General features: G+C 73.1%; 23 protein-coding genes. 11 read left to right on the top strand and 12 right to left on the bottom strand.

Translation table 11 applies throughout. From position 1 onward, the window contains the following. The first annotated feature begins 4 nt into the window (after positions 1-4). Together ACGFNF_RS02060 and ACGFNF_RS02055 are read left to right on the top strand one after the other, a co-directional pair. On the top strand, positions 5-517 hold the full coding sequence (locus ACGFNF_RS02060; protein WP_393165133.1) for a hypothetical protein: 513 nt from the start codon (positions 5-7) through the stop codon (positions 515-517). Beyond that, a complete protein-coding gene (locus tag ACGFNF_RS02055; RefSeq protein WP_393165131.1) occupies positions 514-1773 on the top strand; it encodes an FAD-binding protein in 1260 nt (419 codons plus the stop codon). The genes ACGFNF_RS02060 and ACGFNF_RS02055 overlap by 4 nt, the downstream gene beginning before the upstream one ends. Here the strand turns inward: ACGFNF_RS02055 and ACGFNF_RS02050 are convergent. Together ACGFNF_RS02050 and ACGFNF_RS02045 are read right to left on the bottom strand one after the other, a co-directional pair. Continuing rightward, positions 1770-2918, bottom strand: coding sequence for a site-2 protease family protein (locus ACGFNF_RS02050; RefSeq protein WP_393165129.1), 1149 nt, complete (start codon positions 2916-2918; stop codon positions 1770-1772). The two genes, ACGFNF_RS02055 and ACGFNF_RS02050, sit on opposite strands and share 4 nt — an antisense overlap. 243 nt (positions 2919-3161) lie before the next feature. Then, a complete protein-coding gene (locus ACGFNF_RS02045; protein WP_393165127.1) occupies positions 3162-3482 on the bottom strand; it encodes a MerR family transcriptional regulator in 321 nt (106 codons plus the stop codon). A 789-nt stretch (positions 3483-4271) separates the two neighbouring features. Between ACGFNF_RS02045 and ACGFNF_RS02040 the strand changes: the two genes are divergently transcribed. Then, positions 4272-5399: a DUF3103 family protein gene (locus ACGFNF_RS02040; RefSeq protein ID WP_393165125.1), complete on the top strand. Its 1128-nt coding sequence runs from the start codon at positions 4272-4274 to the stop codon at positions 5397-5399. A 450-nt stretch (positions 5400-5849) separates the two neighbouring features. Then, entirely contained in the window at positions 5850-6488 is a 639-nt protein-coding gene (locus ACGFNF_RS02035; protein WP_393165123.1) for an N-acetylmuramoyl-L-alanine amidase, read from the top strand. Between the two features lie 134 nt (positions 6489-6622). Here the strand turns inward: ACGFNF_RS02035 and ACGFNF_RS02030 are convergent, their stop codons facing one another. Further along, complete coding sequence (locus tag ACGFNF_RS02030; RefSeq protein WP_393165121.1) at positions 6623-6901, bottom strand: GYD domain-containing protein; 279 nt, start codon at positions 6899-6901, stop codon at positions 6623-6625. A 104-nt stretch (positions 6902-7005) separates the two neighbouring features. Between ACGFNF_RS02030 and ACGFNF_RS02025 the strand changes: the two genes are divergently transcribed. Together ACGFNF_RS02025 and ACGFNF_RS02020 are read left to right on the top strand one after the other, a co-directional pair. Beyond that, complete coding sequence (locus ACGFNF_RS02025; RefSeq protein WP_393165120.1) at positions 7006-7176, top strand: hypothetical protein; 171 nt, start codon at positions 7006-7008, stop codon at positions 7174-7176. Then, complete coding sequence (locus tag ACGFNF_RS02020; RefSeq protein WP_393165118.1) at positions 7173-7583, top strand: type II toxin-antitoxin system VapC family toxin; 411 nt, start codon at positions 7173-7175, stop codon at positions 7581-7583. The genes ACGFNF_RS02025 and ACGFNF_RS02020 overlap by 4 nt, the downstream gene beginning before the upstream one ends. 46 nt (positions 7584-7629) lie before the next feature. Here the strand turns inward: ACGFNF_RS02020 and ACGFNF_RS02015 are convergent, their stop codons facing one another. Further along, the gene (locus ACGFNF_RS02015) at positions 7630-8049 is read right to left on the bottom strand and encodes a PIN domain nuclease (RefSeq protein ID WP_357578176.1); all 420 of its coding nucleotides are present in this window, start codon (positions 8047-8049) and stop codon (positions 7630-7632) included. Continuing rightward, positions 8046-8255 carry a type II toxin-antitoxin system VapB family antitoxin gene (locus ACGFNF_RS02010; protein ID WP_357578177.1) on the bottom strand — a complete coding sequence of 70 codons (210 nt, stop codon included), beginning with the start codon at positions 8253-8255 and terminating at the stop codon, positions 8046-8048. The genes ACGFNF_RS02015 and ACGFNF_RS02010 overlap by 4 nt, the downstream gene beginning before the upstream one ends. A gap of 178 nt (positions 8256-8433) precedes the next feature. On the opposite strand from ACGFNF_RS02010, the gene ACGFNF_RS02005 reads away from it, so the two are divergent. Continuing rightward, a complete protein-coding gene (locus ACGFNF_RS02005; RefSeq protein WP_393165334.1) occupies positions 8434-10515 on the top strand; it encodes a prolyl oligopeptidase family protein in 2082 nt (693 codons plus the stop codon). Between the two features lie 63 nt (positions 10516-10578). Here ACGFNF_RS02005 and ACGFNF_RS02000 read toward each other — a convergent pair whose 3' ends face one another. The 4 genes from ACGFNF_RS02000 to ACGFNF_RS01985 form a co-directional block, all read right to left on the bottom strand. Beyond that, positions 10579-11487: a L,D-transpeptidase gene (locus tag ACGFNF_RS02000; protein WP_393165116.1), complete on the bottom strand. Its 909-nt coding sequence runs from the start codon at positions 11485-11487 to the stop codon at positions 10579-10581. Between the two features lie 83 nt (positions 11488-11570). Further along, positions 11571-13019, bottom strand: coding sequence for an alpha-amylase family protein (locus tag ACGFNF_RS01995; RefSeq protein WP_393165114.1), 1449 nt, complete (start codon positions 13017-13019; stop codon positions 11571-11573). 197 nt (positions 13020-13216) lie between these two features. Next, positions 13217-13912 (bottom strand): hypothetical protein, encoded by a 696-nt coding sequence (locus ACGFNF_RS01990; protein ID WP_393165112.1) that lies wholly within the window; start codon positions 13910-13912, stop codon positions 13217-13219. A 73-nt stretch (positions 13913-13985) separates the two neighbouring features. Further along, entirely contained in the window at positions 13986-14486 is a 501-nt protein-coding gene (locus tag ACGFNF_RS01985; protein ID WP_393165110.1) for a YcxB family protein, read from the bottom strand. 71 nt (positions 14487-14557) lie between these two features. Between ACGFNF_RS01985 and ACGFNF_RS01980 the strand changes: the two genes are divergently transcribed. The 3 genes from ACGFNF_RS01980 (at position 14558) to ACGFNF_RS01970 (ending at position 18091) form a co-directional block, all read left to right on the top strand. Then, positions 14558-14983, top strand: coding sequence for an NUDIX domain-containing protein (locus ACGFNF_RS01980; protein ID WP_393165108.1), 426 nt, complete (start codon positions 14558-14560; stop codon positions 14981-14983). Positions 14984-15107: 124 nt separating this feature from the next. Then, positions 15108-16628, top strand: coding sequence for a hypothetical protein (locus tag ACGFNF_RS01975; RefSeq protein ID WP_357580472.1), 1521 nt, complete (start codon positions 15108-15110; stop codon positions 16626-16628). Continuing rightward, entirely contained in the window at positions 16625-18091 is a 1467-nt protein-coding gene (locus ACGFNF_RS01970) for an NADH-ubiquinone oxidoreductase-F iron-sulfur binding region domain-containing protein (protein WP_393165106.1), read from the top strand. Before ACGFNF_RS01975 ends, ACGFNF_RS01970 begins: the two co-directional genes overlap by 4 nt. A gap of 22 nt (positions 18092-18113) precedes the next feature. Here ACGFNF_RS01970 and serS read toward each other — a convergent pair whose 3' ends face one another. From serS to ACGFNF_RS01955, 3 genes are all read right to left on the bottom strand, one after another. Beyond that, positions 18114-19397 carry a serine--tRNA ligase gene (gene serS, locus ACGFNF_RS01965; protein ID WP_357580470.1) on the bottom strand — a complete coding sequence of 428 codons (1284 nt, stop codon included), beginning with the start codon at positions 19395-19397 and terminating at the stop codon, positions 18114-18116. A 184-nt stretch (positions 19398-19581) separates the two neighbouring features. After that, a complete protein-coding gene (locus tag ACGFNF_RS01960) occupies positions 19582-20658 on the bottom strand; it encodes a MerR family transcriptional regulator (RefSeq protein ID WP_357580479.1) in 1077 nt (358 codons plus the stop codon). Positions 20659-20748: 90 nt separating this feature from the next. Then, positions 20749-21930: a saccharopine dehydrogenase NADP-binding domain-containing protein gene (locus ACGFNF_RS01955; RefSeq protein ID WP_311411899.1), complete on the bottom strand. Its 1182-nt coding sequence runs from the start codon at positions 21928-21930 to the stop codon at positions 20749-20751. 191 nt (positions 21931-22121) lie between these two features. Between ACGFNF_RS01955 and ACGFNF_RS01950 the strand changes: the two genes are divergently transcribed. Continuing rightward, positions 22122-23189, top strand: coding sequence for a MerR family transcriptional regulator (locus tag ACGFNF_RS01950; RefSeq protein WP_393165104.1), 1068 nt, complete (start codon positions 22122-22124; stop codon positions 23187-23189). The last annotated feature ends 4 nt before the right edge of the window (positions 23190-23193 follow it).

Below are 23193 nucleotides of genomic sequence, written 5' to 3'. Positions count from 1 at the left end.
CGACATGGAACTGCACCGCAACCGGGGGGCGCTGGTGCTACCCCTGGCCTGCGTGATCGGGGGCGGGGTGCTGCTGGCGCTGCCCGGGGAGCACGTGCTGCTGCGCCGGCTGGTCGCCGTCGGCGCCGTGCTGCTGGGCGGAGGCGTGCTGGTCGGCCTGCTGCGCCCGTTCCGGTTCGTCATCGGCGCCGACGGCCTGAGCATCCGCCGCCCCGGGCTGCGCCGCACGATCGCGTGGGCGGAGGTGGCGGCGCTGGCGCTGGCCCGGCCGCCCGCCCGGCAGGGGCTGCCGTCGACGCCGCGACTGCTGCTGGTCCCCGCGCCGGGCGCGCTGGCCGACCTGCCGACCGACGCGCACCACCCGGTCGACGGCCGGGCCGCGGTGGAGCTGCTGGACCTGGCCCGGGTCCGGGAGCGGCCCGCCGAGGTGGCGGCGGCGCTGACCCGGCACGCCGGGGACCGTTTCCTCGACGCGCTCGGCGGGGCCCCGGCCGCCGACCGCCACCGCACCCCGTGAGCACCGCCGACGCCGGGCCGCGGCACAACTGGGCGGGCAACGTCCGCTACGCCGCCCGCCGCCACCACCGCCCCTCCTCGCTCGACGAGCTGCGCCGGCTGGTGGCGGGCAGCGACCGCCTCCGGGTGGTGGGCACCGGGCACTCGTTCAACCGCCTCGGCGACACCACCGGCGACCTGGTCTCGCTGGCCGGGCTGCCCGCGTCCGTCGCGCTCGACCCGGACCGCCGGGCCGTCACCGTGCCGGCCGCCATGCGGTACGGGGACCTCGCGGCCTGGCTGCACGCGCGCGGGTACGCCCTGGCCAACCTCGCCTCGCTGCCGCACATCTCGGTCGCCGGGGCGGTCGCCACGGGCACCCACGGCTCGGGGGTGACGATCGGCAACCTGGCCAGCGCGGTCGCCGGGCTGGAACTGGTCACCGCCGGCGGCGACCTGCTGACCGTGGACCGGGCGGCCGACGGGGACACCTTCGCCGGGATGGTCGTGTCGCTGGGCGCGCTGGGCGTCGTCACCCGGGTCACCCTGGACGTGGTGCCGACCTTCGAGATCCGCCAGCACGTCCGCCTCGGCCTGTCCCGCGCGGCGCTGGACGCGGCGTTCGCCTCGGCGTACAGCGTCAGCGTCTTCACCGACTGGCGGTCGCCGCGGCTGCGGGAGGTGTGGGTCAAGCAGCGTGCGGACGCGGCCCCGCTCCCGGCGGACTGGCTCGGCACGACGGCGGCCGACGCGCCGCGGCACCCGGTGCCGGGCATGCCCGCGCGGAACTGCACCCCGCAGCTCGGCGAGCCGGGCCCGTGGCACGAACGGCTGCCGCACTTCCGGCTGGAGTTCACGCCCAGCAGCGGGGCGGAGTTGCAGTCGGAGTACCACGTGCCGCGCGGCTCGGCGTCGGCGGCGCTGGCCGCGCTCGATCCGGTGGCGCACCTGATCGCGCCGGTGCTCCAGGTCTGCGAGCTGCGGACGGTGGCCGCCGACGGGCTGTGGCTCAGCCCGAACCACGGGCGGGACACCCTGGCCATCCACTTCACCTGGACCGCCGACGCGGCGGCGGTGCTGCCGGTGGTGGCGGCGGTGGAGGAGCGGCTCGCGCCGTTCGCGCCGCGCCCGCACTGGGGGAAGGTCTTCGGTCTCGCCCCGGCGGCGGTCGCCGCGGCCCTGCCCCGGTACGCCGACTTCCTCGACCTGGCGAGCCGGCTCGACCCGGCCGGCACGTTCCGCACCGACCTGCTCGACGCGTACCTTCCCCGCGCCTAGCGACCGGGCCGGTTGCCGGCCATCTGATCGCGGAGGCTGCCGCGCTGCACCGCCCGGCTGATGTCGCTAGGCGAGACGATCCCGACGAGGCGGCCGTCGGCCACCACCAGCGCACGGCCGTCGGCGCACTCGCTGAGCCGGGGGAGCAGCTCGTTCAGCGGCTCGTCCGGCCGGGCGAGCACCAGCTCGTCGGCGCGGCAGGCCACCTCGGCCAGCGTGGTGCCGGCCCGGCGGTCCGCCGGGATGCCGCGCACCCGGTCGAGGGTGACCAGGCCGACGGGCCGGTCGTCCTCGGTCAACGGCAGCGCCGTGTGCCGGTACGCGAAGAGGTAGTGGTCGACGAAGTCGCCCACCGTCATCTGCCCCGACGCGGTCTGCGGCTGCGGCGTCATCACGTCGGCCACCCGGATGCCCTGAAGCGCGCTGCCCATCCGGGCCTGCCGCTCCTCCATGCCGGCGGCGCCGATCAGGAACCAACCGATCAGCGCCAGCCACAGCCCGCCGAAGCCGACGCCGGCCAGGAACTGCCACAGCCCCAGCCCGATCAGCACCGCGCCGAGCACCCAGCCGGCCCGGGCGGCGACGACCGACGCCTTCGTCCGGTCGCCGGTCGCCTTCCACACGGCGGCGCGCAGCAGCCGCCCGCCGTCCAGCGGGGCGGCCGGCAGCGCGTTGAAGACCGCCAGCAGCACGTTGATGCCGGCCAGCCAGGCCAGCGAGCCCAGCAGCAGCCCCTGCACCCCGGCCACGGCGAGCACCACCGCGATCGCGCCGAAGAAGAGCCCGATCAGCAGGCTCACCAGCGGGCCGACGCCGGCGATGCGCAGCTCCGCGCCCGGGTCGCGCGCCTCGCCGCGCAGCTCGGCCACCCCGCCGAAGAGCCAGAGGGTGATCCCGCCGACCTCCAGCCCGTTGCGCTTGGCGACGATCGCGTGCGACACCTCGTGGGCGAGCAGGCCGAGGAAGAAGACCACCGCCGCTGCGAGCCCCGCCAGGACGTACGCGGCGACCGGCCGGTCCGGGTAGGCCCGGGGGAACTGGTTGGCCGACAGCCCCCAGGCGATCAGCGCGAAGATGACCAGGACGCTCCAGTTGACCCCGACCGGCACGCCCGCGATCCGGCCGAGCCGGAAACTCGCCCTCATGTTTCGGGTACTACCCGCGATCGTCGCGCCCATGCCGGTTCGGAAGGCCACGCTGGCCGATGCCGCGACGGGCGGACCGTCGATGACGAGGTCCTGGCCGGTAGCCGCGCTGGGACCCGGCGTGGTCGGCGCTGAGGCCCACCGCCAGCATGTGTCCCTGTCCTGGCGGCGCGACATCTGCGGGTTCTTCGGGGTGCGGCAGACGGTCCCTCTCGTGGTGGAGAAGGACCGTGCGGCGCGGGGTCAGGTAGCGCCGGCCTGCTGGCGGCACCGGTGGTCGCGGTTGTGCTGGAGGGCTTCTTCCAGCTGATCTTCGAGGATGATGATCCGGCAGGCGGCTTCGAGGGCGGTGCCCTGGTCGACCATCTCCCGGGCACGTGCGGCCAGGCGCAGCTGGTAGCGGGAGTAGCGGCGATGTCCGCCGGCGGAGCGGAACGGGATGATCAGCTTCGCCTCGTCGAGGCGGCGCAGGAAATCCTGCGAGGCGCCCACGATCTCGGCGGCGCGGCCCATGGTGTAGGCGGGGTAGTCGTCGTCGTTGAGCATGTCGTCGGGTTGGGCCATGCATTCCTCTTCGTGAACGAGGGCCCCGGCGCAACACGCGCCGGGGCCCAGGGTTACGGGTTGAGTACACCATCTACCGACAGGTTCGTCGGGTTCTCGTTTCCGCACCGTGCCGCTATCGGCAGGCGGTGCGAGGATCGCGTAAGCGTGACCGGAGACCACCTCACGTTCGATGGGACTACGGCGTCCACCTCAGAACTTGCACTACGTCCTGACGGCGGGCGATCCAACGGCGTCCAGCCCTCCCTTTCCTCTTCTTGCATTGCCTACGGTTGCTATCCGCCGATGCCGGAGCCCCACGCGACTTCATGGCCCCGCACATGTGCGGCGGATCCTTGCTGCATCAGGCGGAGCCCCGAACCTTGCATCGGCCCTGCCTGCGGTCTGCCCTGACCTGGAGTTACGTCAAGGTCTTGTCCTGCACTTGCCGTGTTGCGTGCGGTGATGTGGTTCCACCGCAGTTGCCGAGCGAGCCGCGAGAAGTTCCGGGCCCTGCTTCGACGCTCCTGCTCTCGTCAGCGTCTTTATCCGATCTCTGTCTTCAACGGGGGCAACATTACCCAGCCCCCCCGAGAATGTCTAGTCTCGGGAGACCAGATTTTCTCGCCCGCTGATCACGGGTTTCCCCCTCGTCCACCCCGGCGGCACCGTCATCGTGCGCGAGGACGGCGGCGACCTGCGCTGGTGGACGTTGACGGCCTCCCGGCGGACGTATACCTATGTAGTCATCGTCGTCAATCTCTTGGTCGCCGCCACGAGCCGATGGCCGGGAGACGCAGAGGAGTCCATGTGAACCGACGTACCTTCCGCCGCGCCGTCCTGTCACTCGGCATCGCGACGACCACCCTGGTCGCGGCGATCGGCACCCCGGCGTACGCCCGGCCCGACCACCCCGTACCGGCCCCAGCGGTCGCCAGCCCGGTGTTCGCCATCACCGACGGCGTGGCCCGTCAGGTGGCCCTCACTGGTCGGTCCGAGCTGACCCGGCTGGGCGGCTCCGCCGTGAACGGCCCGGTCGACCTGCTCGCCGCCGGCGTCGACGCCCGGCTCGCCGGCCAACTCCGCGCCGCCAACCAGCGGCTGCTGGTCGCCAAGGGCCTGCCGGGCGGCACCGGCTCGCTGTTGCGGTTGCGGCTGGCCCACCCGGACATGCGCGCGGCGCTGGCCCGCGGCGAAGCGCCGCTGGTGGCCGCCGTCCCGACCGACGACTCGGCGACGAGCGTGACCGCCTACGACCGCTCCGGCGGCACGGTGGTGCTGGATGCCACGCGGGTGCCGCAGCGGCCGGTGCTCGTGGTGGACGTGGACACCGAGCGGGCGCTCGCCGCGGGGCTGGCGCTGATGCGCCAGGAGTTGGGCGAGAGGGGCATCGGCCGGGCGGCTCCGGCGCGTCCGGCGACCCGCGCCTCCGGGGTGACCGCGTCGGCCGGTTACTGGGCCACCAAGGTCGACGCGGTCCGGCTGAGCGACGACGAGGAGCCCTGGATCAAGGGGGACGCCGAGATCTACAACCTCGTGGCCGGGTTCGGGTTGGACGGCAAGGTCAAGGTCGACCTCGTGCAGATGCCGTACCTGGACCACGACGGCACCACCTACCAGCCGAACCAGCTGCTGGTGCACTTCTCGTCGTACAAGTACAACCTGGCCGACGTGGTCATGATGGAGGACGACGGGGACACCAACTACGCGGCCCTGGTCAAGGCCATCGCGGGCGCCCTTCTGGTGATCGTGGACGGTGGCGCGTACACCCCGGTGGTCAACGCGATCCTGGACGCCATCCCCACCTCCTGGTACACCGACGACCCGGACTTCGTGGACGCCTGGTACACCCTGAGCACCGCCAGCAGCGGCCGGAAGCACGGCGCCGCCGCCAACGGCTGGATGGACCTCTCTCCGTACTGGGTCGCGCAGTTCTGACCGGCCCGCTCTGCGGGCATAGTGGCGAGGTTGACCGTGGCAACCCGACGATCCGTACCTCTGGCTGGAAGATCTTGATGGTGCGGACGCCGCGCGGTGGGTGCGGGACCGCAACGCGGAGACCGTCGCCGCCCTGACCAGCGGCGACGCCTTCGCGGCCCTGCGCGCCGGGTTGCGGGAGGTGCTCGAGCCGGAGGGCCGCATCCCTACCCCGGGTGGCGCCGTGACCATCTCGCCCATGCCGGCGCGGCTCACTGGGCGCGCTGTACCCGTTGAACGGGCGTAACGGAGGAATGTCTGTCAGATCCGCTCGACCCCGCTGGACGTCTTCGAGCAGCGGGGCTGTCTATTTATTTATATATTTCCATGCATTACAGTGACGCCGTGCCAGCCCGTACGGGTACAGGCGGCCCACGGCGGCCTCCCGGCACCCCCTAATCTCGTGGAGAGGTGCTCGTGATCAGTAACTCCTCAGCGCGCCGCCGTACCCTGCTGGCTGCCGCCGCTGGTCTCGTCGTGGCTCCGTGGGCGGCGACCGGCGTCGCGCACGCGGCGGTCCCGAAGGTCTACCTCGACCCCGGGCATGGCGGCACCGACCCCGGCGCCGTCGGCAACGGCCTGACCGAAAAGGCCCTGACCCTCAGCATCGCGCTTCAGACCCGCGACATCCTCAAGGCCAATTACAGCGTCGACGTACGGATGTCCCGCACCTCGGACATCACCCGCAGTCTCACGTACCGCACGAGCGACGCCAACGCGTGGGGCGCCACGATCTTCGTCAGCATCCACATCAACTCCGGCGGCGGTACGGGTTTCGAGAGCTACCGGTACCCGGGCACCTCCAGCGCCCTGCACAGTCCGGTGCACTCCCGGGTCCTGTCGGGCATGCGCACCGTCGGCTCGGTCACCGACCGCGGCCTGAAGACCGCCAACTTCCATGTGCTGCGCGAGACCGCGATGCCCGCCGTCCTGACCGAGAACCTGTTCATCGACACCGTGGCCGATGCGAACCTGCTCAAGCGCGCCGCCTTCATCACCGCCACCGCCCGGGGACACGCCAACGGCATCGCCGCCTACCTCGGCCTCTAGGGTGCTGCGTCGCTGAGTCGCCTGCGCGCCGCGGCGGGTCCGGCGAGGACGCCCGTCCGCGGTCCTGGCCGTACGTACGGGGGTGGCTGCTCGTTCAGGTCGGCAGCCACCCCATGGTCATGGCTGTGATGGAGTCAGCCGGCGGCTTTGGCGACGATGCGACTGATCTCCTCCTGACCGTAGGCCCGCATGGTCGTGGTGCGGACGTTGCCCGCCCCGCCGAGCCGCAGGAGCGCCGCGGAGGCGGTCTCGTCGTCGGGCGCCTCGACGACGGCCACGAGGTCGTACGGACCGGCGGTCCACCAGATGTTCTGGAGATTCGCCCCGAGCTTCTGTGTCGCTGCGGCGAAGGCCTCGGCGCGCTGCGCGGTGTCCTTGAAGTTTTGGATCCCCTGATCGGTCCAGTTCAGCATCGCGACATACGTCGGCATGGTCCGCTACCTCCACGAAGAGATCTCATTGTAAGGCAGTTTCTGGGGCATAATGGCCGAAAGCGGCCAGAGGGTCGGCGCCGGTAGTGGGCTGGAGTGCGACCGAGTGGGCGCAGCTCGGTTACGTGGTCACCGACGAGGACGTCGAGCAGACCCGCGCCCGCCTGGCGGCTCTCGCGCCCGTCAGTGACGAGCAGCACGCCCGCAACGTCGAGTGGCTCAGCCAGTTCGACAACGAGGGGACCGCCGCCGCGTGAGCGGTCTCGTCCTCGACACCTCCGCCCTGCTGGCGTACGCGTCGGGCGCGAGCGTCGAGCCCGGTGCCATGCTGACCCTGGCCGAGGAGGATCCCGACCAGCAGGTGTGGATTCCGGCGCTCTGTCTCGGACAGGCGCAGCTCGAACTCGCGGGCACGCCCGCCGCCGCCATTCTTGATCTGCTGTTCACGGAGGACCGCGACATCCAGGTGGCGGTCTACGACGCTGCGACGAGTCGGCGGGTGGCCCGCATCGCGGCCGCGTTCACCGTGTCGCTGGACGTCGCGCACGCGATCGCCACGGCGATCCTCTACCGCTGCTGTCTGGTGACCCGGGACCGGAAGGCCATCGAGGCTGCGGCGCCGCCCGGCTTGGACGTCTTCGACATCGGCGAGACCTGGGACTGACGCGGTTGAGTCGACCGCAACGGCGGGCGGGGCGGCAGCTACGGCGTCAGTCGGCGGTGCCGGCCGGGGCCACCCAGGTGGTGGGTTGACCGGTGATCGCGGTGATCAGGTCGAAGTCCCCGTCGTAGTGCAGGACGGTGACTCCGTGCCGCTCGGCGGTGGCGGCGATCAGCAGATCCGCCATCGACAGCGCGCGGTGGTTGCCCTTGTGCAGTGCCTGCACCTGGACGTCGATCGCCCGATCCCAGACCTCGTCGGTCATCGGCAGCCACCGGAAGCCGCTCAGCATCCACCGTGCACGCTGGGCGTCCTTGGCGGTACGAGCACTGTGGATCACCTCGATCTCGACGGCCCCACACACGGCGAGCAGCCCTCGTTCGGAGAGTTCTTCGAGCACCGGGGCCACCCGTGGCTTGGGCCAGCGGGCGAGGGCCGACTTGTCCAACAGGTAGTGCTCGTGGTTCACGCCGCGTCCGGCTTGGTGGCGTCGACCGGGCCCGTCAGGTCGGGTAGTCCTCCGCTCTTGAGCCAGTCGGCGAACTGCCGCCGCTTCTCGCGGTCGACGACAGCCTTGAGGGCGGCGTTGACGGTGGCCTTCTTCGTCGTGGTGCCAAGGATCTCGCTGGCCTCGGCGAGCAGCTCGTCGTCGACGTCGAGGATCGTCCGGCTCACGGGTGACTCCTTCGATAGGCGATCCTCGCCATGATATCAACATGGCGAGGTTTTGATATCACGTCACCGGGCGGGCCGGCGGATCGCCACGTGTCGCAGGACGTCGCCATGCCGACAGCCGGCCGGGTCCGAGTGTGTCCGCCCCGTCGGGGATAGTGGCGAGGTGGCTGGGTTGACCGTGGGGACCGACGACGCGTACCTCTGGCTGGAAGATCTTGATGGTGCGGACGCCGCGCGGTGGGTGCGGGACCGCAACGCGGAGACTGTCGCCGCCCTGGCCGGCGGAGAGGCGTTCGCCGCCCTGCGGGCCGAGCTCCGCCAGGTGCTCGACGCGGACGACCGCATCCCCTACCCCGGGTGGCGCGGCGACCACCTCTACTACAACTTCTGGACCGACGCGGCGCGCCCGCGCGGGGTCTGGCGACGGACGACCCTGGAGCAGTACCGCCGGCCGGAGCCGGAGTGGGACGTGCTGCTCGACCTGGACGCGCTGGCCGCCGAGGAGGGCGCGAACTGGGTCTGGGGCGGGGCGACGGTCCTGCGGCCCGGCTACGGGCGCGCCCTGGTCAGCCTCTCCCGGGGCGGGGGCGACGCGGTCGTGGTGCGCGAGTTCGACCTCGACCGGCGCGTCTTCGTCGAGGACGGTTTCACGCTGCCCGAGGCGAAGAGCGACGTGGGCTGGATCGACGCCGACCAGATCTACGTCGCCACCGACTTCGGGCCGGGCTCGCTGACCTCCTCGGGCTATCCCCGGGTGGTCAGGCGGTGGCGGCGGGGCACGCCGCTGGCCGAGGCCGAGACCGTCCACGAGGGCCACGCCGACGACGTCGCCGTCTGGGCCTCGCACGACCCGACGCCCGGCTTCGAGCGCGACTTCGTGGGCCGCCGGCTGGACTTCTTCCGCTCCGAGCAGCACCTGCTGACCGCGACGGGGGAGCGGATCCCGGTGGCCGTGCCGGAGGACGCCGGGTGGGACGTGCACCGGGAGTGGCTGCTCGTCCGGCCGCGCTCGCCGTGGGTGGTCGGCGGCGTGACCCACCCCGCGGGCGCCCTGCTGGCGACCCGGTTCGACGCGTTCCTCGCCGGGGAGCGGGAGATGACGGTGCTCTTCCGCCCCGACGACCGTACGGCGCTCAGCGGCTGGTCCTGGACCCGTAACCGGCTGATCCTGGCCACCCTCGTCGACGTGAAGAGCCGGCTGGAGGTGCTGACGCCCGACGGGGAGGGCTGGCGGCGGGAGGCGCTGCCCGGAGTGCCGGAGTTCGACCACAGCGAGGTCGTGGACACCGACCCGGACAACGACGACGCCTACCTGCTCGCCTCGGAGGGGTTCCTCCAGCCGGCGACGCTGCGCCTCGGGGAGGTCGGCGGAGCGGTCGGGACGCTCAAGCGGGCGCCGGCGTCCTTCGACGCGGACGGCCTGGCGGTACGGCAGTTCTTCGCCACCTCGGCCGACGGCACACGGGTGCCGTACTTCGTGGTGGGCGACCCGGACGCGCCCGCCGGTCCGACGCTGCTCACCGGCTACGGCGGATTCGAGATTCCCCTGACCCCGCACTACAGCGGGGTGATCGGTCGGGGGTGGCTGGCCCGGGGCGGCACCTACGTGGTGGCGAACATCCGGGGCGGCGGGGAGTACGGCCCCGGGTGGCACCGCGCCGCGCTGCGCGAGAACCGGCCCCGCGCGTACGAGGACTTCGCGGCGGTGGCGGCCGACCTGGTGACCCGGGGCATCACCACGCCGCAGCGGCTCGGGGTCGAGGGCGGCAGCAACGGCGGCCTCCTGACGGGGGTGATGCTCACCCGCCACCCGTTGCTCTTCGGGGCGGTCGTCGCGCACGTGCCGCTGCTCGACATGCGGCGCTACCACCGGATGCTGGCCGGCGCCTCGTGGATGGCCGAGTACGGCGACCCGGACGTGGCGGCCGACTGGGAGTTCCTGCGCGGCTACTCGCCGTACCACAACGTCGACGGCGACCGGGCGTACCCGCCGGTCCTGCTCGTCACCTCGACCCGCGACGACCGGGTGCATCCCGGGCACGCCCGCAAGATGGCGGCCCGGCTGCGCGAGCACGGCCACGACGTGGCCTACTACGAGAACGTCGAGGGCGGGCACGGCGCGGCGGCCAACAACGAGCAGCGCGCCTTCGTCTGGGCGCTGACGCTGGAGTTCCTGTGGCGCAAGCTGGCCGGGCAGACGCGCCCGCCCCTGCCGCGCCGGTCCGCGCCGGCCGCCCTGGACGAGCGGGTCGCTCCCTGACCCGGGCGTGACGCGTTCCGGGGACGCTGCCGGCCGGCCGTGGGGTGCCGGCGAACGGAACCGTCAGGCCGTCGGGGGCGGGGCGGGTAGCTCGTCGACCACGACGACCTCGGTGCCGGGGCGGACCTTCGCCAGCAGTTCCCGCTGCCCGCTCTTCGTCAGCCGGATACAGCCGTTTGTGGTGTTCCGGCCCAGCTCGCCGTCGTGGTACCAGCTGTGGATGCCGATGTGCGCCCCGCGCAGGCCGGCCGGCACCGAGTCGGGGTCGTCGGGCACCGAGCCGAGGGCGTAGATGTCGACGCCCCCGTACACGCTCTGCGGCGGCGGGGTGCGGCCCAGGATGAAGGTCCGGCCCAGCGGGGTCTCCTGGCCGCGCTGGCCGAGGCTGACCTCCCAGCTGCGCACGGCCCGGCCGGCGCGGTACCAGGTGAGGCGGTGGTGCCTGCGTTCGATCACGATCTGGTCGGCCAGCGCCACGGTGGCGTGGCCGCCGGGCGGCAGCCAGGCGAGCGTGCGGTTGGCCGACGGGAGCAGCACCGCCGTCCAGCCGGCCCGCCGCTGGGCGATCGGCATGGTCAGCTCGACGCCGCTGATGGTGGGGTCGAGGAACGCCAGCGGCCGGCCGCCGGGGGCGGTGTAGGCGGCGATGCGGCGGGTCGGGTGCAGGCCCTCGGTCAGCGGCGTGGTGTCCATCGTGTCCCGATCGGCCGGGAAGCCGGTGGGTGCCGGGCCGTAGTCGACCACCGGCAGGTCGTCCGGCGCGGGCGCGGCGACGGGCACCCGCTCCGGCGCGGCGCTCGTCGGGGCCGCGCCGGTCGGCGCGGGCGGCCCGACGACGACCGGCGGCGCGGTGGGCTCGGCCCCGGGGGTCAGTACCCAGCCGGTGGCCCCGGCGGTCAGCAGGAGCAGGGGTACGCCGACGGCGGCGGCCAGCAAGCGGACGTGTCGCCGGTTCATTCGGTCAAAACGCACAAACTAACTGTAACGGGTGAACGACGGCGAAACCCCGCCCCTGCCGGAATGCCGGCCGGGACGGGGTCCGCAGGGGTGGAGCCTCAGCTCAGCCGCGCGCCCACGTGGATGGCGATCGCGTCGTGCGCGGGCACGTTCGCGGCGAACCAGCCGCCGCCGTCCACGGTGATCACCGGACCGCTGCACGTGCCGTTGCTGAAGGTGCCGTGGACGACGTCGCAGTAGCGACCGGCCGGCAGCCCGCTCTGGTACGACCGGCCGTTGACCGCGGAGTCCTCGTCGTTGATCGTGACGTAGCCCTTGCTGGAGCGGCCGAAGGCGATGTGGTTGTTGCCGTTGTCGTACCAGTTGACGACGCTGGCGCCCTCGGTGGCGTTGCGGAAACCGACCATGTTGGCGATGACCGGCCAGCGGTGCTCGCACTCCCAGCCCGAGTAGCAGGTGGCGTTCAGGGTCCGTCCGGAGCTGTCCGAGGGCGGGCCCTGGTCGCGCTGGCTGAACGTGTAGCTCGACATCACCGTCGGGGAGCCGTACGGCCAGGCGAGCATGAACGCGTTGGCCAGCGCGTAGATGCCCCGGTCGCGGTACGTCAGCACCCCGCCGACGTCGCGCTGGGTGTCGTGGTTGTCCACGAAGACGGCCGCCGACCCGCTGGGCAGGTGCCCCCACCCCTCGCCGAAGTTGCGCAGGTAGGCCAGCTTCTCGGAGCGGAAGACCCGGGCCAGGTCCTTGCCGTAGCGGAACTCGTGCACGTCGCCGTTGCCGGTGTACTCGCCCGGCTGGATGGGCTCGCCGGCGCCGTGGATCACCTCCTGCACGATGTACGCCGAGCGGGACAGCTTGCCCCTGATGGCGGCGATGTCGGCGGCGGGCATGTGCTTGCTGGCGTCCATCCGGAAGCCGTCGACGCCCAGCGAGAGCAGGTCGTTGAGGTAGCCGGCGATCTTCGTCCGGACGTAGTCCGACTCGGTCTTCAGGTCGGCGAGGTTGACCAGCTCGCAGTTCTGCACCTCCCACCGGTCGTTGTAGTTGGCGATGTCGTCGCCGCCGTTGCGGCCGCAGTGGTGGAAGTCCTGCGTCTGGTAGATCCCCGGGTAGTCGTAGTGCCCGTACGACGAGCCGGCCCAGCCGGTGCCGCCGTTGTCCTGCCCGGACATGTGGTTGACGACCGCGTCGACGACCACCTTCACCCCGGCGGCGTGGCAGGTGTCGACCATGGACTTGAACTGCGCGCGGGTGCCCTTGCGGGACTCGATCCGGTAGCTGACCGGTTGGTACGCCAGCCACCACTGCGAGCCCCGTACGTGCTCCTGGGGCGGCGAGACCTGCACCCAGCCGTAGCCCTTCGGGCCGAGGTTGGTGCGGCACTCGGTGGCCACCGACGACCAGTTCCATTCGAAGAGGTTGGCGATGACCTTCTTGCCGCCTGCCGGGGCCGCGCCGGCCGGGGGAGCGGTCGCGGCGGTGGGGACGATCAGGCCGGCGATCACGCCGAGGGCGACGATCGCCGACAACCGTCGACGTCTCTGCATGGAGGACTCCTGAACGGGGATGGGGGACAGGGTGGTGGCGAGGCCGGGAAGCCCCGGTGGTGCCGGGATCTTGCAGTACGGCTTGAAAATTTCCGAAAGGTTACAAGCGCATTGCAAGCACTGTCAATGCATGGGCATGTGTGAATGCCTTCGCACTGCCGGCCTCGCGCGACGGACGGACGCCCGCGATCGAGCGGTCAGGCGGCGGAATCGAGCCAGCGCCGCCAGCTCGTGCGGGTAGGAGTCTGCTCGGGATGCGCGGCCACATGGAGGACGAACTGTGCCCGGAGCCGGACCAGGGGATCGTCGGCGGACGTCAGCATCCCCACCTCGTGGAGGAACGGCGAGTCGTGGAGCTGACGGACCAGGCTTGCGTACAGCCAGTCCTTGCACCGGTACGGTCGCCTCAGTGCCGCGAGGATCAGCTCAGCGATCTGTGGCCTGACGGTCTCCGGGATACCGCCCCGATCGAGCCGGCGAAGGAGCACCTCCTTCGTTCCCCAGCGGGACCACATCCACGACTCCGGCGCTCCCCACTCGTCGGGATACTCCGCCTCCCACCGCAGGTAGAGGGCCACGATCGGCGCCCACCGTGCGCGGCCGGCGTGGTCGTCGTCCGGAGCGTCCCGGAAGGCATCGAGAGGTCCATGGATCGTCTGCGCCTGATGCCACCGGAAGTCGGCGCGCGCCTGGTCCAACCTCGCGGCGAGCCGAGCCTGACCGGACCTCGACCGGTGGTGCGCTGCCCACAGGCCGTTCGACAGGTGCAACGCATCGCTCGCCGCGGCGAGAAGTGCCTGATGCCGATCGAGCGCATGGTGGCGTACGGCCGGATCGACCGCCACCAGGTCGAACAGCCAGGAGTAGTCGCCGCGCGGCTCCGCAGACACCATGGCAGCTTGCCATCCCCGCCCAACCAGGAAGCGGCAGGCTTCAGCAGAGGTGCCGGCTCGGCCGGGGACCTCGTCAGGCGGAGCCGACGAGCAGCCCGCGATCGGCCATGAAGGCTCGCAACGTCTCCGCGTCCTCAGCGGACATCAAGCGGCGTGGGATCACGGTCGCCGGCATCCGGCCGACGTACACGATCCAGAACTCGGGGGTGTCCCGCACCCGAGCCACCCCGTCCCAGGCGATACCGCCGGACTCCGAGCCGCTGCGCATCATGATGTTGTCGTCGGTGATGTCGTAGGCGCCCTCGACGGCGTAGCGACCGGAGCGACGCCGGGCCCGCCACTGCACCCAGGGCGAGTACAACATCGACAGCACGCCACCCAGGATCATGGCCATGCACAGCGACGAGACCCGGTCACCCCACGAGAACCCCCGCGAGACGGCAAACCCGATCGCCCCGACCGCCACCAGTGCCGCGCCGACGTAGCCGAACTTGCGCAACCGGACACTGCCGAGCGCAGCGGCCACGCGGCCCGGGTAGGCGGGATCGGCGGGGACGTCGAAACGGATGTGCACGCCAGAACGATAGTGCCCCCTCAACTGCCTCGTTGCGGCGGATCGGGTTACCACGGTGGCACAATGCGCCTGTGTCGGTCTTTGCGGAAGGCTCTCCCAAGGCTCGCATCGTCACGGCGTTGCTGCGCGACGACAACCGGGTGCTGTTGTGCCACCGATCTCCTCAGCGCCGTTGGTATCCCGACGTCTGGGACATGCCCGGTGGGCACGTGGATCCCGGGGAACTGCCCGGCGCGGCACTCGCCCGGGAGCTTCGGGAGGAGCTGGGCATCGACATCGCGGCGCCGTCGGGTCCGCCCGTGCACGAAGTTCATGCCGACACGTTCGACATGCAGATCTGGCTGATCGAAGCGTGGACGGGGTCTCCGGTCAACGCCGCACCGGACGAACACGACGCCATCGCGTGGTTCACCGAGGACGCGCTCGGAGAACTGCCCTTGGCGCATGACAGCTACCTCGCGTTGTTCAGCAGGGTCCTCGGCGAGCATCGAGCCTGACCACGACCGGACCCTCTGAAGATCACACGCAGGCCCTCGCTTCGGCGCCGGTGCGCGGAATTTCCGCGCGCCGGTGATCCGCCCGCCCTGCCCGTCCGTACTCGATGGGGAACAGGGCCGGCCGGTGGTGCGCCGCCGCGAGACGATCGAGGAGCAGATGGCCCGGGCACAACGGAACCAGAAGCCGCCCACCGTCCGGACCACCAGCACCAGCCGGGGGGCCCGCACCCGCTCCCGGCCCGCGGTGGCCCTGCTGACCCTCTCGGCGCTCGCCGCGCTGTGGGCCGCCACCATGCTGACCGGCGCCGGCTCGGCCGCGTACGCGTACGGCTTCTTCTTCACCGAGTTCTTCGCCGGGGTCGTCGCCCTCGTGGCGTTGAGCCTCACCGTGATGATGGGGCTGCTCGCCACCGACCGGCTGGTACTGCTGATCCGGCACCGGGTGCTGCTCCAGTCCGCGCACCGGGCCACCGGCATCCTCGGCGTCGCCGGGCTGGTCTTCCACGTGCTCACGAAGATCGCCACCGGGCGGGCGGCGAGCACCGACGCGGTGGTCCCCTTCGTCGGTGGACGGGGCCTCTACGTGGGCCTCGGCACGGTGGCCGCCCTGCTGATGGTGAGCGTGCTCTGGACCGGTGTCGTCCGGGCCCGCTTCGCCGGGGTCGGCCCGAGGTGGCTCTGGCGCACCCTGCACTCGGCCGCGTACCTCTCCTGGCCGTTCGCCATCGTGCACGGGCTCAACGCCGGGCGGCCCGCGGAGCCCTGGGTGCTGCTGAGTTACCTCGCCTGCGTCCTGCTGGTCGTGCTGGCGCTGCTGGTCCGCCTCTCCGTCAGCCTCGGCCGTCGCCGCCGGGAGCAGCACCAGGCCGCCGCGATGAACCAGGCACTGGCCGGGCGGCCGGCCGAGGCCGCCCCGCGCCGGTCGCTGTTGCGGGGCCGGACCCGACGCGCCGACCGGGCGGCGGAGCCGGAGAGGCGCGCGGGGACCTGGGCCGGCGCCACGATCGCCGGTACCACGGTCACCGGCACCTGGCCCGCCCCCGCCGCGCGGCGCCGTGACCCGGAGCGGTTCACCGTGCCGGCCGTGCCCGAGCCCGGCACGCTCCGCGACCCGGCACGCCCGCGCCGACGCGCGGCGGAACTCGCCCCGGCCGGCCGGCGCCGAGGCGAGGAGGAGCCCGCGTCGACCGGCCGGCGGCGGGGCGGGGAGGAACCCGTCCCCACCGGCCGCCGCCGCGCCGGCGAGAGCACTCGCCGGGACCGGGCGGAGCGGGACGGGGCGCGGCGCCCCTCCACGCCGCCCCGCCGCCGGGAGGAGGCCGAGGAACCCTGGGACAGCCCCCGCCGCTGGGAGCCGAGCGACCCGATCTCCGCCGGGCCCGTGTCCGCCGCGCCGCGCAGCGGCGGTGGCCGGCACAGCGTCGAGGAAGACCGGGACCTCGAACCGGACTACTGGCGGCCCCCGGTCCGGTACGTCCCCGAGGAGGTCCCGCTGCCGGCCGACGACACGCCGACCCTGGTCGACCTCGCGGCCCGGCGGGCACGCCGGGCCGCCGGCGAGAGCAGGTCTGTGCGCCGCCGCCGGGTCAACGCCGACGCCGTCGACGGGGCGTACTGGGCCGGGCTGCGGGGTGAGGCGAAGTGATCCGGACGACCGTGCCCCCGGTGGCCTGCGTCGGTGAGCCCCGGCTCACCGCAGGCTTCGCCGAGTTCGGCCGGCTCGACCTGCCCGCTCACGAGGAGGTGCACGGGCCGGTCGGGCCGATGGAACCGGCCACCCTGCTCCGGCTCGCCGAGGGCGCCCAGCTCAAGGGCAAGGGCGGCGCGGGCTTCCCGTTCGCGAGGAAGCTCCGCGCGGTGCTGGAGTCCTGCGAGCGGCGGGACCTCCCGGCGGTGGTGGTGGTCAACGCCACCGAGGGGGAGCCGGCGAGCTGGAAGGACAAGGTGCTGCTCACCCGGGCCCCGCACCTGGTCCTCGACGGCGCCGCGCTGGCCGCGTACGCGCTGGACGCCGAGGAGATCGTCGTCGGGGTGGCCGACGACGGGGTGGGCCGCGACTCCCTGACCGAGGCGCTGGAGGAACGCCGGATGCCGGCGCCCACCAGCATCGTCACCGTGCCGCACCGGTTCATCTCCGGCGAGGGCGGAGCCCTGGTCAACGGCATCAACGGCCTGCCGCACATCCCGCCGGGCACCAAGCGACGCTCCAGCGACTCCGGCGTCGGCGGCCTGCCCACCCTGCTCTCCAACGCCGAGACGTACGCCCAGCTCGCGGTCGCCGCCCGGCTCGGCCCGTACGAGTATGCGGCGCTCGGCACCGACGACGAGCCGGGCACCGTGCTGCTCACCGTCACCGGCGCGGCGGGACGCCCGGCGGTGGTGGAGTGCGCGGCCGGCACCGCGCTGCGCGACATCCTCGACCTGTGCGAGGTGCCGGACGGGCCGGGCATCCTGACGGGCGGCTACCACGGCAGGTGGATCACCCGGGAGGCGGCCGACCGGGCGGAGATCTCCCGCAGGGGGTTGGCCGCCGTGGGCGGCACCCTCGGCGCGGGCATCCTCGTCCCGCTCGGCGCGGACACCTGCCCGCTCGGCGAGGCCGCCCAGGTGGTGCGCTACCTGGCGGGCGAGTCCGCGGGGCAGTGCGGCCCGTGCCGGATGGGCCTGCCCGACCTGGCCCGCGCCGTCGACCTGGCGGTCTCCGGCAGCGCCCCGGTGGAGGTGGTCCGCGCCGCCGCTGGCGACGTGAAGGGCCGTGGGGCGTGCAGCCACCCCGACGGTACGGCCCGGTTCGCGCTCTCCGCGATGGAGGTGTTCGCCGAGGACCTGCGGCTGCACACCACCGGCGAGGGTTGTGGCCGGCGGGTCCGGGCGGTGATGGGCCTGCCGGGCGCCCCCGACCCGAACCCGCAGCGGCTCACGCTGGACTGGTCCCGCTGCGACGGGCACGGGCTGTGCGCGCACGTGGTGCCGGACTTCATCCGGCTCGACGGGAACGGCTACCCCGCCTTCCCACCCACCCCCGTGCCGACCTGGCTGCGCGAGGGCGCGCGCAAGGCGGTCAAGGTCTGCCCCGAACTCGCGCTGCGGCTCACCCCCGCCCCCTGAGGGGGCGGGGGAGGCCGGCGGGTCAGCGGGGGGTGAGGCGGTCGGTGCCCAGGCGGGCCTGGAGGACCTCGGGGACCAGCACCGAGCCGTCGGGCTGCTGGAACTGCTCCAGGATGGCCGGGAAGAGTCGGCTGGTGGCCAGCGCCGACCCGTTGAGGGTGTGCACGAAGCGGGTCTGCTTGCCGCCCGGCTCGCGGTAGCGGATGGCCGCCCGGCGCGCCTGGTAGTCGCCGGCCCAGGAGACCGACGACACCTCCTTGTACTTGCCGGTGCTCGGCATCCACACCTCGATGTCGAGGGTCTTCTTCATCGACGCGCTGGCGTCGCCCGCCGACAGCAGGGTGCGCTGGTAGTGCAGGCCCAGCTTCTCGACCAGGCTCTCCGCGTGCAGGAGCATCTCCTCCAGCGCGGCGTCGGCCTGCTCCGGCAGGCAGAACTGGAAGATCTCCACCTTGTTGAACTGGTGGCCCCGGACGGTGCCCCGCTCGTCGGAGTGCGACCCGGCCGCCTCGCGGCGGTAGCAGGGGGTGTACGCGAACGCCTTCAGCGGCAGCTTCGCCGTCTCCAGGATCTCGTCCTGGTACGCCCCGAGGATCGCCGTCTCCGAGGTGGGCAGCAGGAACTGCCCGCGCGGGGCGGATTCCCGGTCCAGGTGGTAGACGTCGTCGTAGAACTTCGGGAACTGCCCGGCGGCGAAGCCGGCGGTGTCCAGTAGCAGGTGCGGCGGGAGCAGGAACTCGTAGCCGGCGCTGATGTGCTCGTCGACGAAGAAGTTGAGCAGCGCCCACTCCAGCCGGGCGCCCATGCCCGTGTACATCCAGAAGCCCGAGCCGCCGAGCTTGACCCCGCGCTCGTGGTCGACCAGGCCCAGCATCCGGCTCAGCTCGATGTGGTCGCGAACCTTCTCGATCGCCGGCGGCTCGCCGAAGGCCCGGACGACCCGGTTGGCCTCCTTGCCGCCCGGCAGCACGTCGTCGGCGGGCAGGTTGGGCAGCTCGCTCATCACGGTGCGCAGCCGCGCCTGCACCTCGTCCAGCTCGGACTCCAGTTCGGCGAGCTGCTTGCGGCCCGCCTCCGGCGTGGAGACCTCCGGCTCGGTGCCGGCGCGCTTCGCGGCCGCGTAGGCGCGCGCCTCGGCCTTGCGGCGCTGCCGCTCGCCGTCGATGCCACTGATCAGGGCGCGGCGTTCCTGGTCGAGCCGCTGGATCTCGTCCAGGGCGCGGTTGACCTCGGCGGGATCCAGTCGCTTCGCCAGCGCGGTCGCCACCGCCTCGCGATCCTTCCGGATCAACTCCATGTCGAGCATGCTGCTCCGTACGCTCCGTCCGGACGTCGGGTGGACCCACCGATGCTACCGTCGCGGCCCGGTCGCGCCCCGGCCCGGTCCAGACGACCCCGCCCGCCCGGCGTGGCGCCCCCGCGACGCTGGGCGCCCGCCCGCAGCGGCGCGGCGGTCAGAGCCGGCCGGCGGGTCGGGGCCGGCGCGGCGGTCAGAGCCGGATGGGCATCAGGACGGAGAACGCCTCGACGTCGTCCGCCCGGCGCACGGCCAGCGGGGCGATCGGCCCGTCCAGCTCCAGCAGCAGCTGGCCCCGGCCGGCCGCGTCGAGGGCCTCCAGCAGGTAGCCGCCGTTCACGCCGACGCGGAACGCGTCGGGCTCCCCGGCCAGCTCGTCCGCCCCGAGCAGCCGTACCCCGCCCCGGCCGTCCGGGCCGAGCACGGTCACGGCGAGCGGGAGGCCGTCGTGCCGCCGGGTGACGACGGGGGCGTCGGCGCTGGTCAGGGCCGCCCGCAGGGCGTCGGCGTCGACCGTCAGCCGGTGCGCCGGCCCGTCGCCGGGCGTCGGGCGGAGCAGCCGGCGGTGGTCCGGGAAGTCGTACGGCAGGGCGGCGGCGTCGACCGCGCGGCCTGCGACGGAGACGGAGATCGTGCCGGCGGCCACCGTCAGCCGGGCCTCGGGGGTGCTTCCCGCGCCGGTGTCGAGCAGGGCCCGCGCCTCGTCGACGAAGGCGACCGGGGCGAGCACCCGCACCGCCGGCCCGTCGATCCGGGCGTCCGCCCGCGCGACGGCCAGCCGGTGCCGGTCGGTCGCCACCAGCCGTACGCCGTCGACGTCGGACTCGAACAGCACGCCGGCCAGCACCGGCAGGTCGGGGTCGGCACCGACGGCGAAGCGGACCGCGTCCACGGCGGCGGCCAGGTCGGCGCGGGACAGGACGAGACGGGTGGTCATGGCGGGCTCCCCGGGGTCGATGAGCGTACGGATCCGGGAGAGCTCCCTGCGGGCGTCGGCGAGACCGTCCTCCAACCGGCGCAGGTGCGCGTCGAGCAGGCGGTGGATCTGGGCCGGCTCGGACCGCAGCGCGGCGGCGATCTCGGCGACCGGCATGCCTACCCGGCGCAGCCCGGCCACCAGCCGGGCGGGGGCCACCTGGTCGCCCGTGTACCAGCGGTAGCCGGTCACCGGGTCGACCAGGGCCGGGGCCAGCACCCCGGCCGAGTCGTAGAACCGCAGGGCGCTCACGGTCAACCCGCTGGCCCGGGCCAGCTCGCCGATGCTGCGCAGGTCGCTCTCCACGGCGCCGATCCTGTCGTCTCAACCTGGTCGAGGGTCAACCCGCGCGGGGCCGGGCGGCCCCACGGTGGGGGCCTGCGCTCAGCGGGGCCGGTCCAGCACCCGGAAGGTCATCCCCGCCCGCACCAGCCGGTCCAGCAGCGCGTCGCCCATCGCCGCCACCGGCGTGACCTGCCCCGCCGTGGCCGGCAGTTCGTCGCCGGCCAGGCAGAGCGCCGACTCGCCGAGCATCTTCGCCGTCTCGTCGTAGCCGGGGTCGCCGCCGGCCACCTCGGTCAGCACCCGCCGCCCGCCGCCCGTGGCGACGAACCGGACCCGGAACCAGGACTTGGCCCGCTGCTGCGGCGTCGGCCCCTGCCCGGAGGCGAGCCGGCCGAGCAGCCAGCGCCGGGTCGGCGGCAGCTTCACCAGGGCCACCAGCCCGCCCAGCCCGACCCCGCCGGCCAGCACCGTGGGCAGCCGCTTCACGGCGGCGAAGTGCCGGTAGCGGAAGTCCGGCCCGTACTCCGGGCGGGCGGCGGCCGAGCGGCGGACCACCTGCGGGTCGATCGTCGGCAGCGGCACGATCCACATGCCCAGCTCCTTCGAGCGGGCGAGGCGGCCGGGCACCGCGCGTACCCGCCGCCCGGTCGGTCGCGGCTCGACCTGCCGCCGCTCGCGGGCCGCCCGGGACGCCTCGGCGGTACGGGAGAAGGCGGTGAGCGCCGAGTGGTACGTGCCGGCGGAGAACCGCCCGCCGGCCCGGACGAAGCCGTCGACGGTGATCGGCACGTCGTCCGGGAGGTGCTTGAGCGTGAACCAGACGCCGAGGTCGTGGGGGATCGAGTCGAACCCGCAGGCGTGCACGAGCCGCGCCCCGGTGCGCTCCGCCTCGGCGTGGTGGCGCACGTACATCAGGTCGACGAACTCGGGTTCGCCGGTGATGTCGAGGTAGTCGGTGCCGGCGCGGGCGCAGGCGGCGACCAGCGGCTCCCCGTGGTGCACGTACGGGCCGACGGTGGTGGCCACCACCCGGGCGCTCTCGGCGACCGCCCGCAGCGACTCCGCATCGGTGACGTCGGCGGTGAGCAGGGGCAGCCCGGCCAGCGCCGGGTCGATGGCGGCCAGCCGGTCCCGTACGGCGGCCAGCCTGCCGGGGTTGCGCCCCGCGAGCGCCCAGCGCAGCCCCGGCGGAGCGTTGCGGGCCAGGTACTCGGCGGTGAGCCCCCCGGTGAAGCCGGTGGCCCCGAAGAGGACGACGTCGTATGTCCGCTGCTCACGCATCCACCGAGTCTGCCACCCGGCGCGGCGGGTGGGGCGGCCGACGCGGGCGGTGTCGAAGCCTGGGCAGCCGCGCGGGACGTGACCCTGGTCGAGCTGTCGGGGTCGAGGTCCCCGGTCTTGACCTTGACCCTCGGGCAAGGCCCACCCTGGTGCGTGCCGGTCGCTGTGATCGGCACGAGGAGGATGTCGACGTGGGGCTGCTGACCATCGGGGCGTTCGCCCGGGCGGCGAGACTGACACCGAAGGCGTTGCGCCTGTACGACCAGGTCGGGATCCTGCCGCCGGCCGCGGTCGATCCCGAGTCCGGATACCGGCTCTACGACCCGGAGCAGCTGCCGCTGGCCCGGCTGGTCGCCCAGCTACGTCGCCTCGGCATGCCACTGGCGAAGATCCGCACCGTGTGCGGCCTGGAGCCCGCAGCGGCGGCTGAGGCGATCACCGCGTACTGGCAGGAGGTCACCGCCGACACCGCAGCTCGCGCGCGGCTCGCCACCTTCCTCGTGGATCGTCTGTCAGGAGGAGGCACCACCATGGTCCAAGCGAATCCCGCCCTTGTCGTCCGCTACGCCGCCGGGTGTGACACCGGGGCCGTGCGCGACAGCAACGAGGACGCCGCGTACGCCAGCGAGCGTTTGCTGGCCGTCGCCGACGGCATGCGAGGGCCTGGCGGCGCCGCAGCCAGCACGGCCGCCATCGACGCTCTCAAAGCGTTGGAACTCGCCGACGTGCCGGCCGCCGACCTGCTGACGATGTTGGCCGCTGCGGTCGCCGACGCCGACCGCACCGTGCGCGCGCTGGCGACCGACGACCACCAGCCGGTCACCACGCTGACCGCGCTGCTGCGCAGCGGCTCCCAGTTGGCCCTGGTGCACATCGGCGACACCCGGGCATACCTGCTGCGCGGCGGCGAACTGTCTCTGCTCACCCAGGACCACACCTGGGTGCAGACCCAGGTGGATCAGGGCAAGCTCGACCGGGACCAGGCTGGCGCGCATCCCGAGCGCGCTCTGCTGGTGCGCGCCCTCGGCGGCGGGCAGCAGGTCGAGGCCGATCTTGCGCTACGCACCGCCCTGCCCGGTGACCGGTATCTGCTGTGCTCCGACGGGCTGTCCGCTGTCGTCAACCGGGCCATCCTGCAATCGGCACTGAGCGCCGCCACCGATCCTGCGCTCACGGTGCGCAGGCTGATCGACCTGGCGCAGGCCGAAGGGGCGCCGGACAACATCGCCTGCGTCATCGCGGACATCGCTGCCGGGTAGACCC

The organism is Micromonospora sp. NPDC048868, assembly GCF_043198195.1.
Lineage (GTDB): Bacteria > Actinomycetota > Actinomycetes > Mycobacteriales > Micromonosporaceae > Micromonospora > Micromonospora reichwaldensis.
The sequence above is the reverse complement of the archived record's forward strand: the minus strand, read 5'-3'. Positions and strand labels throughout refer to the sequence as shown.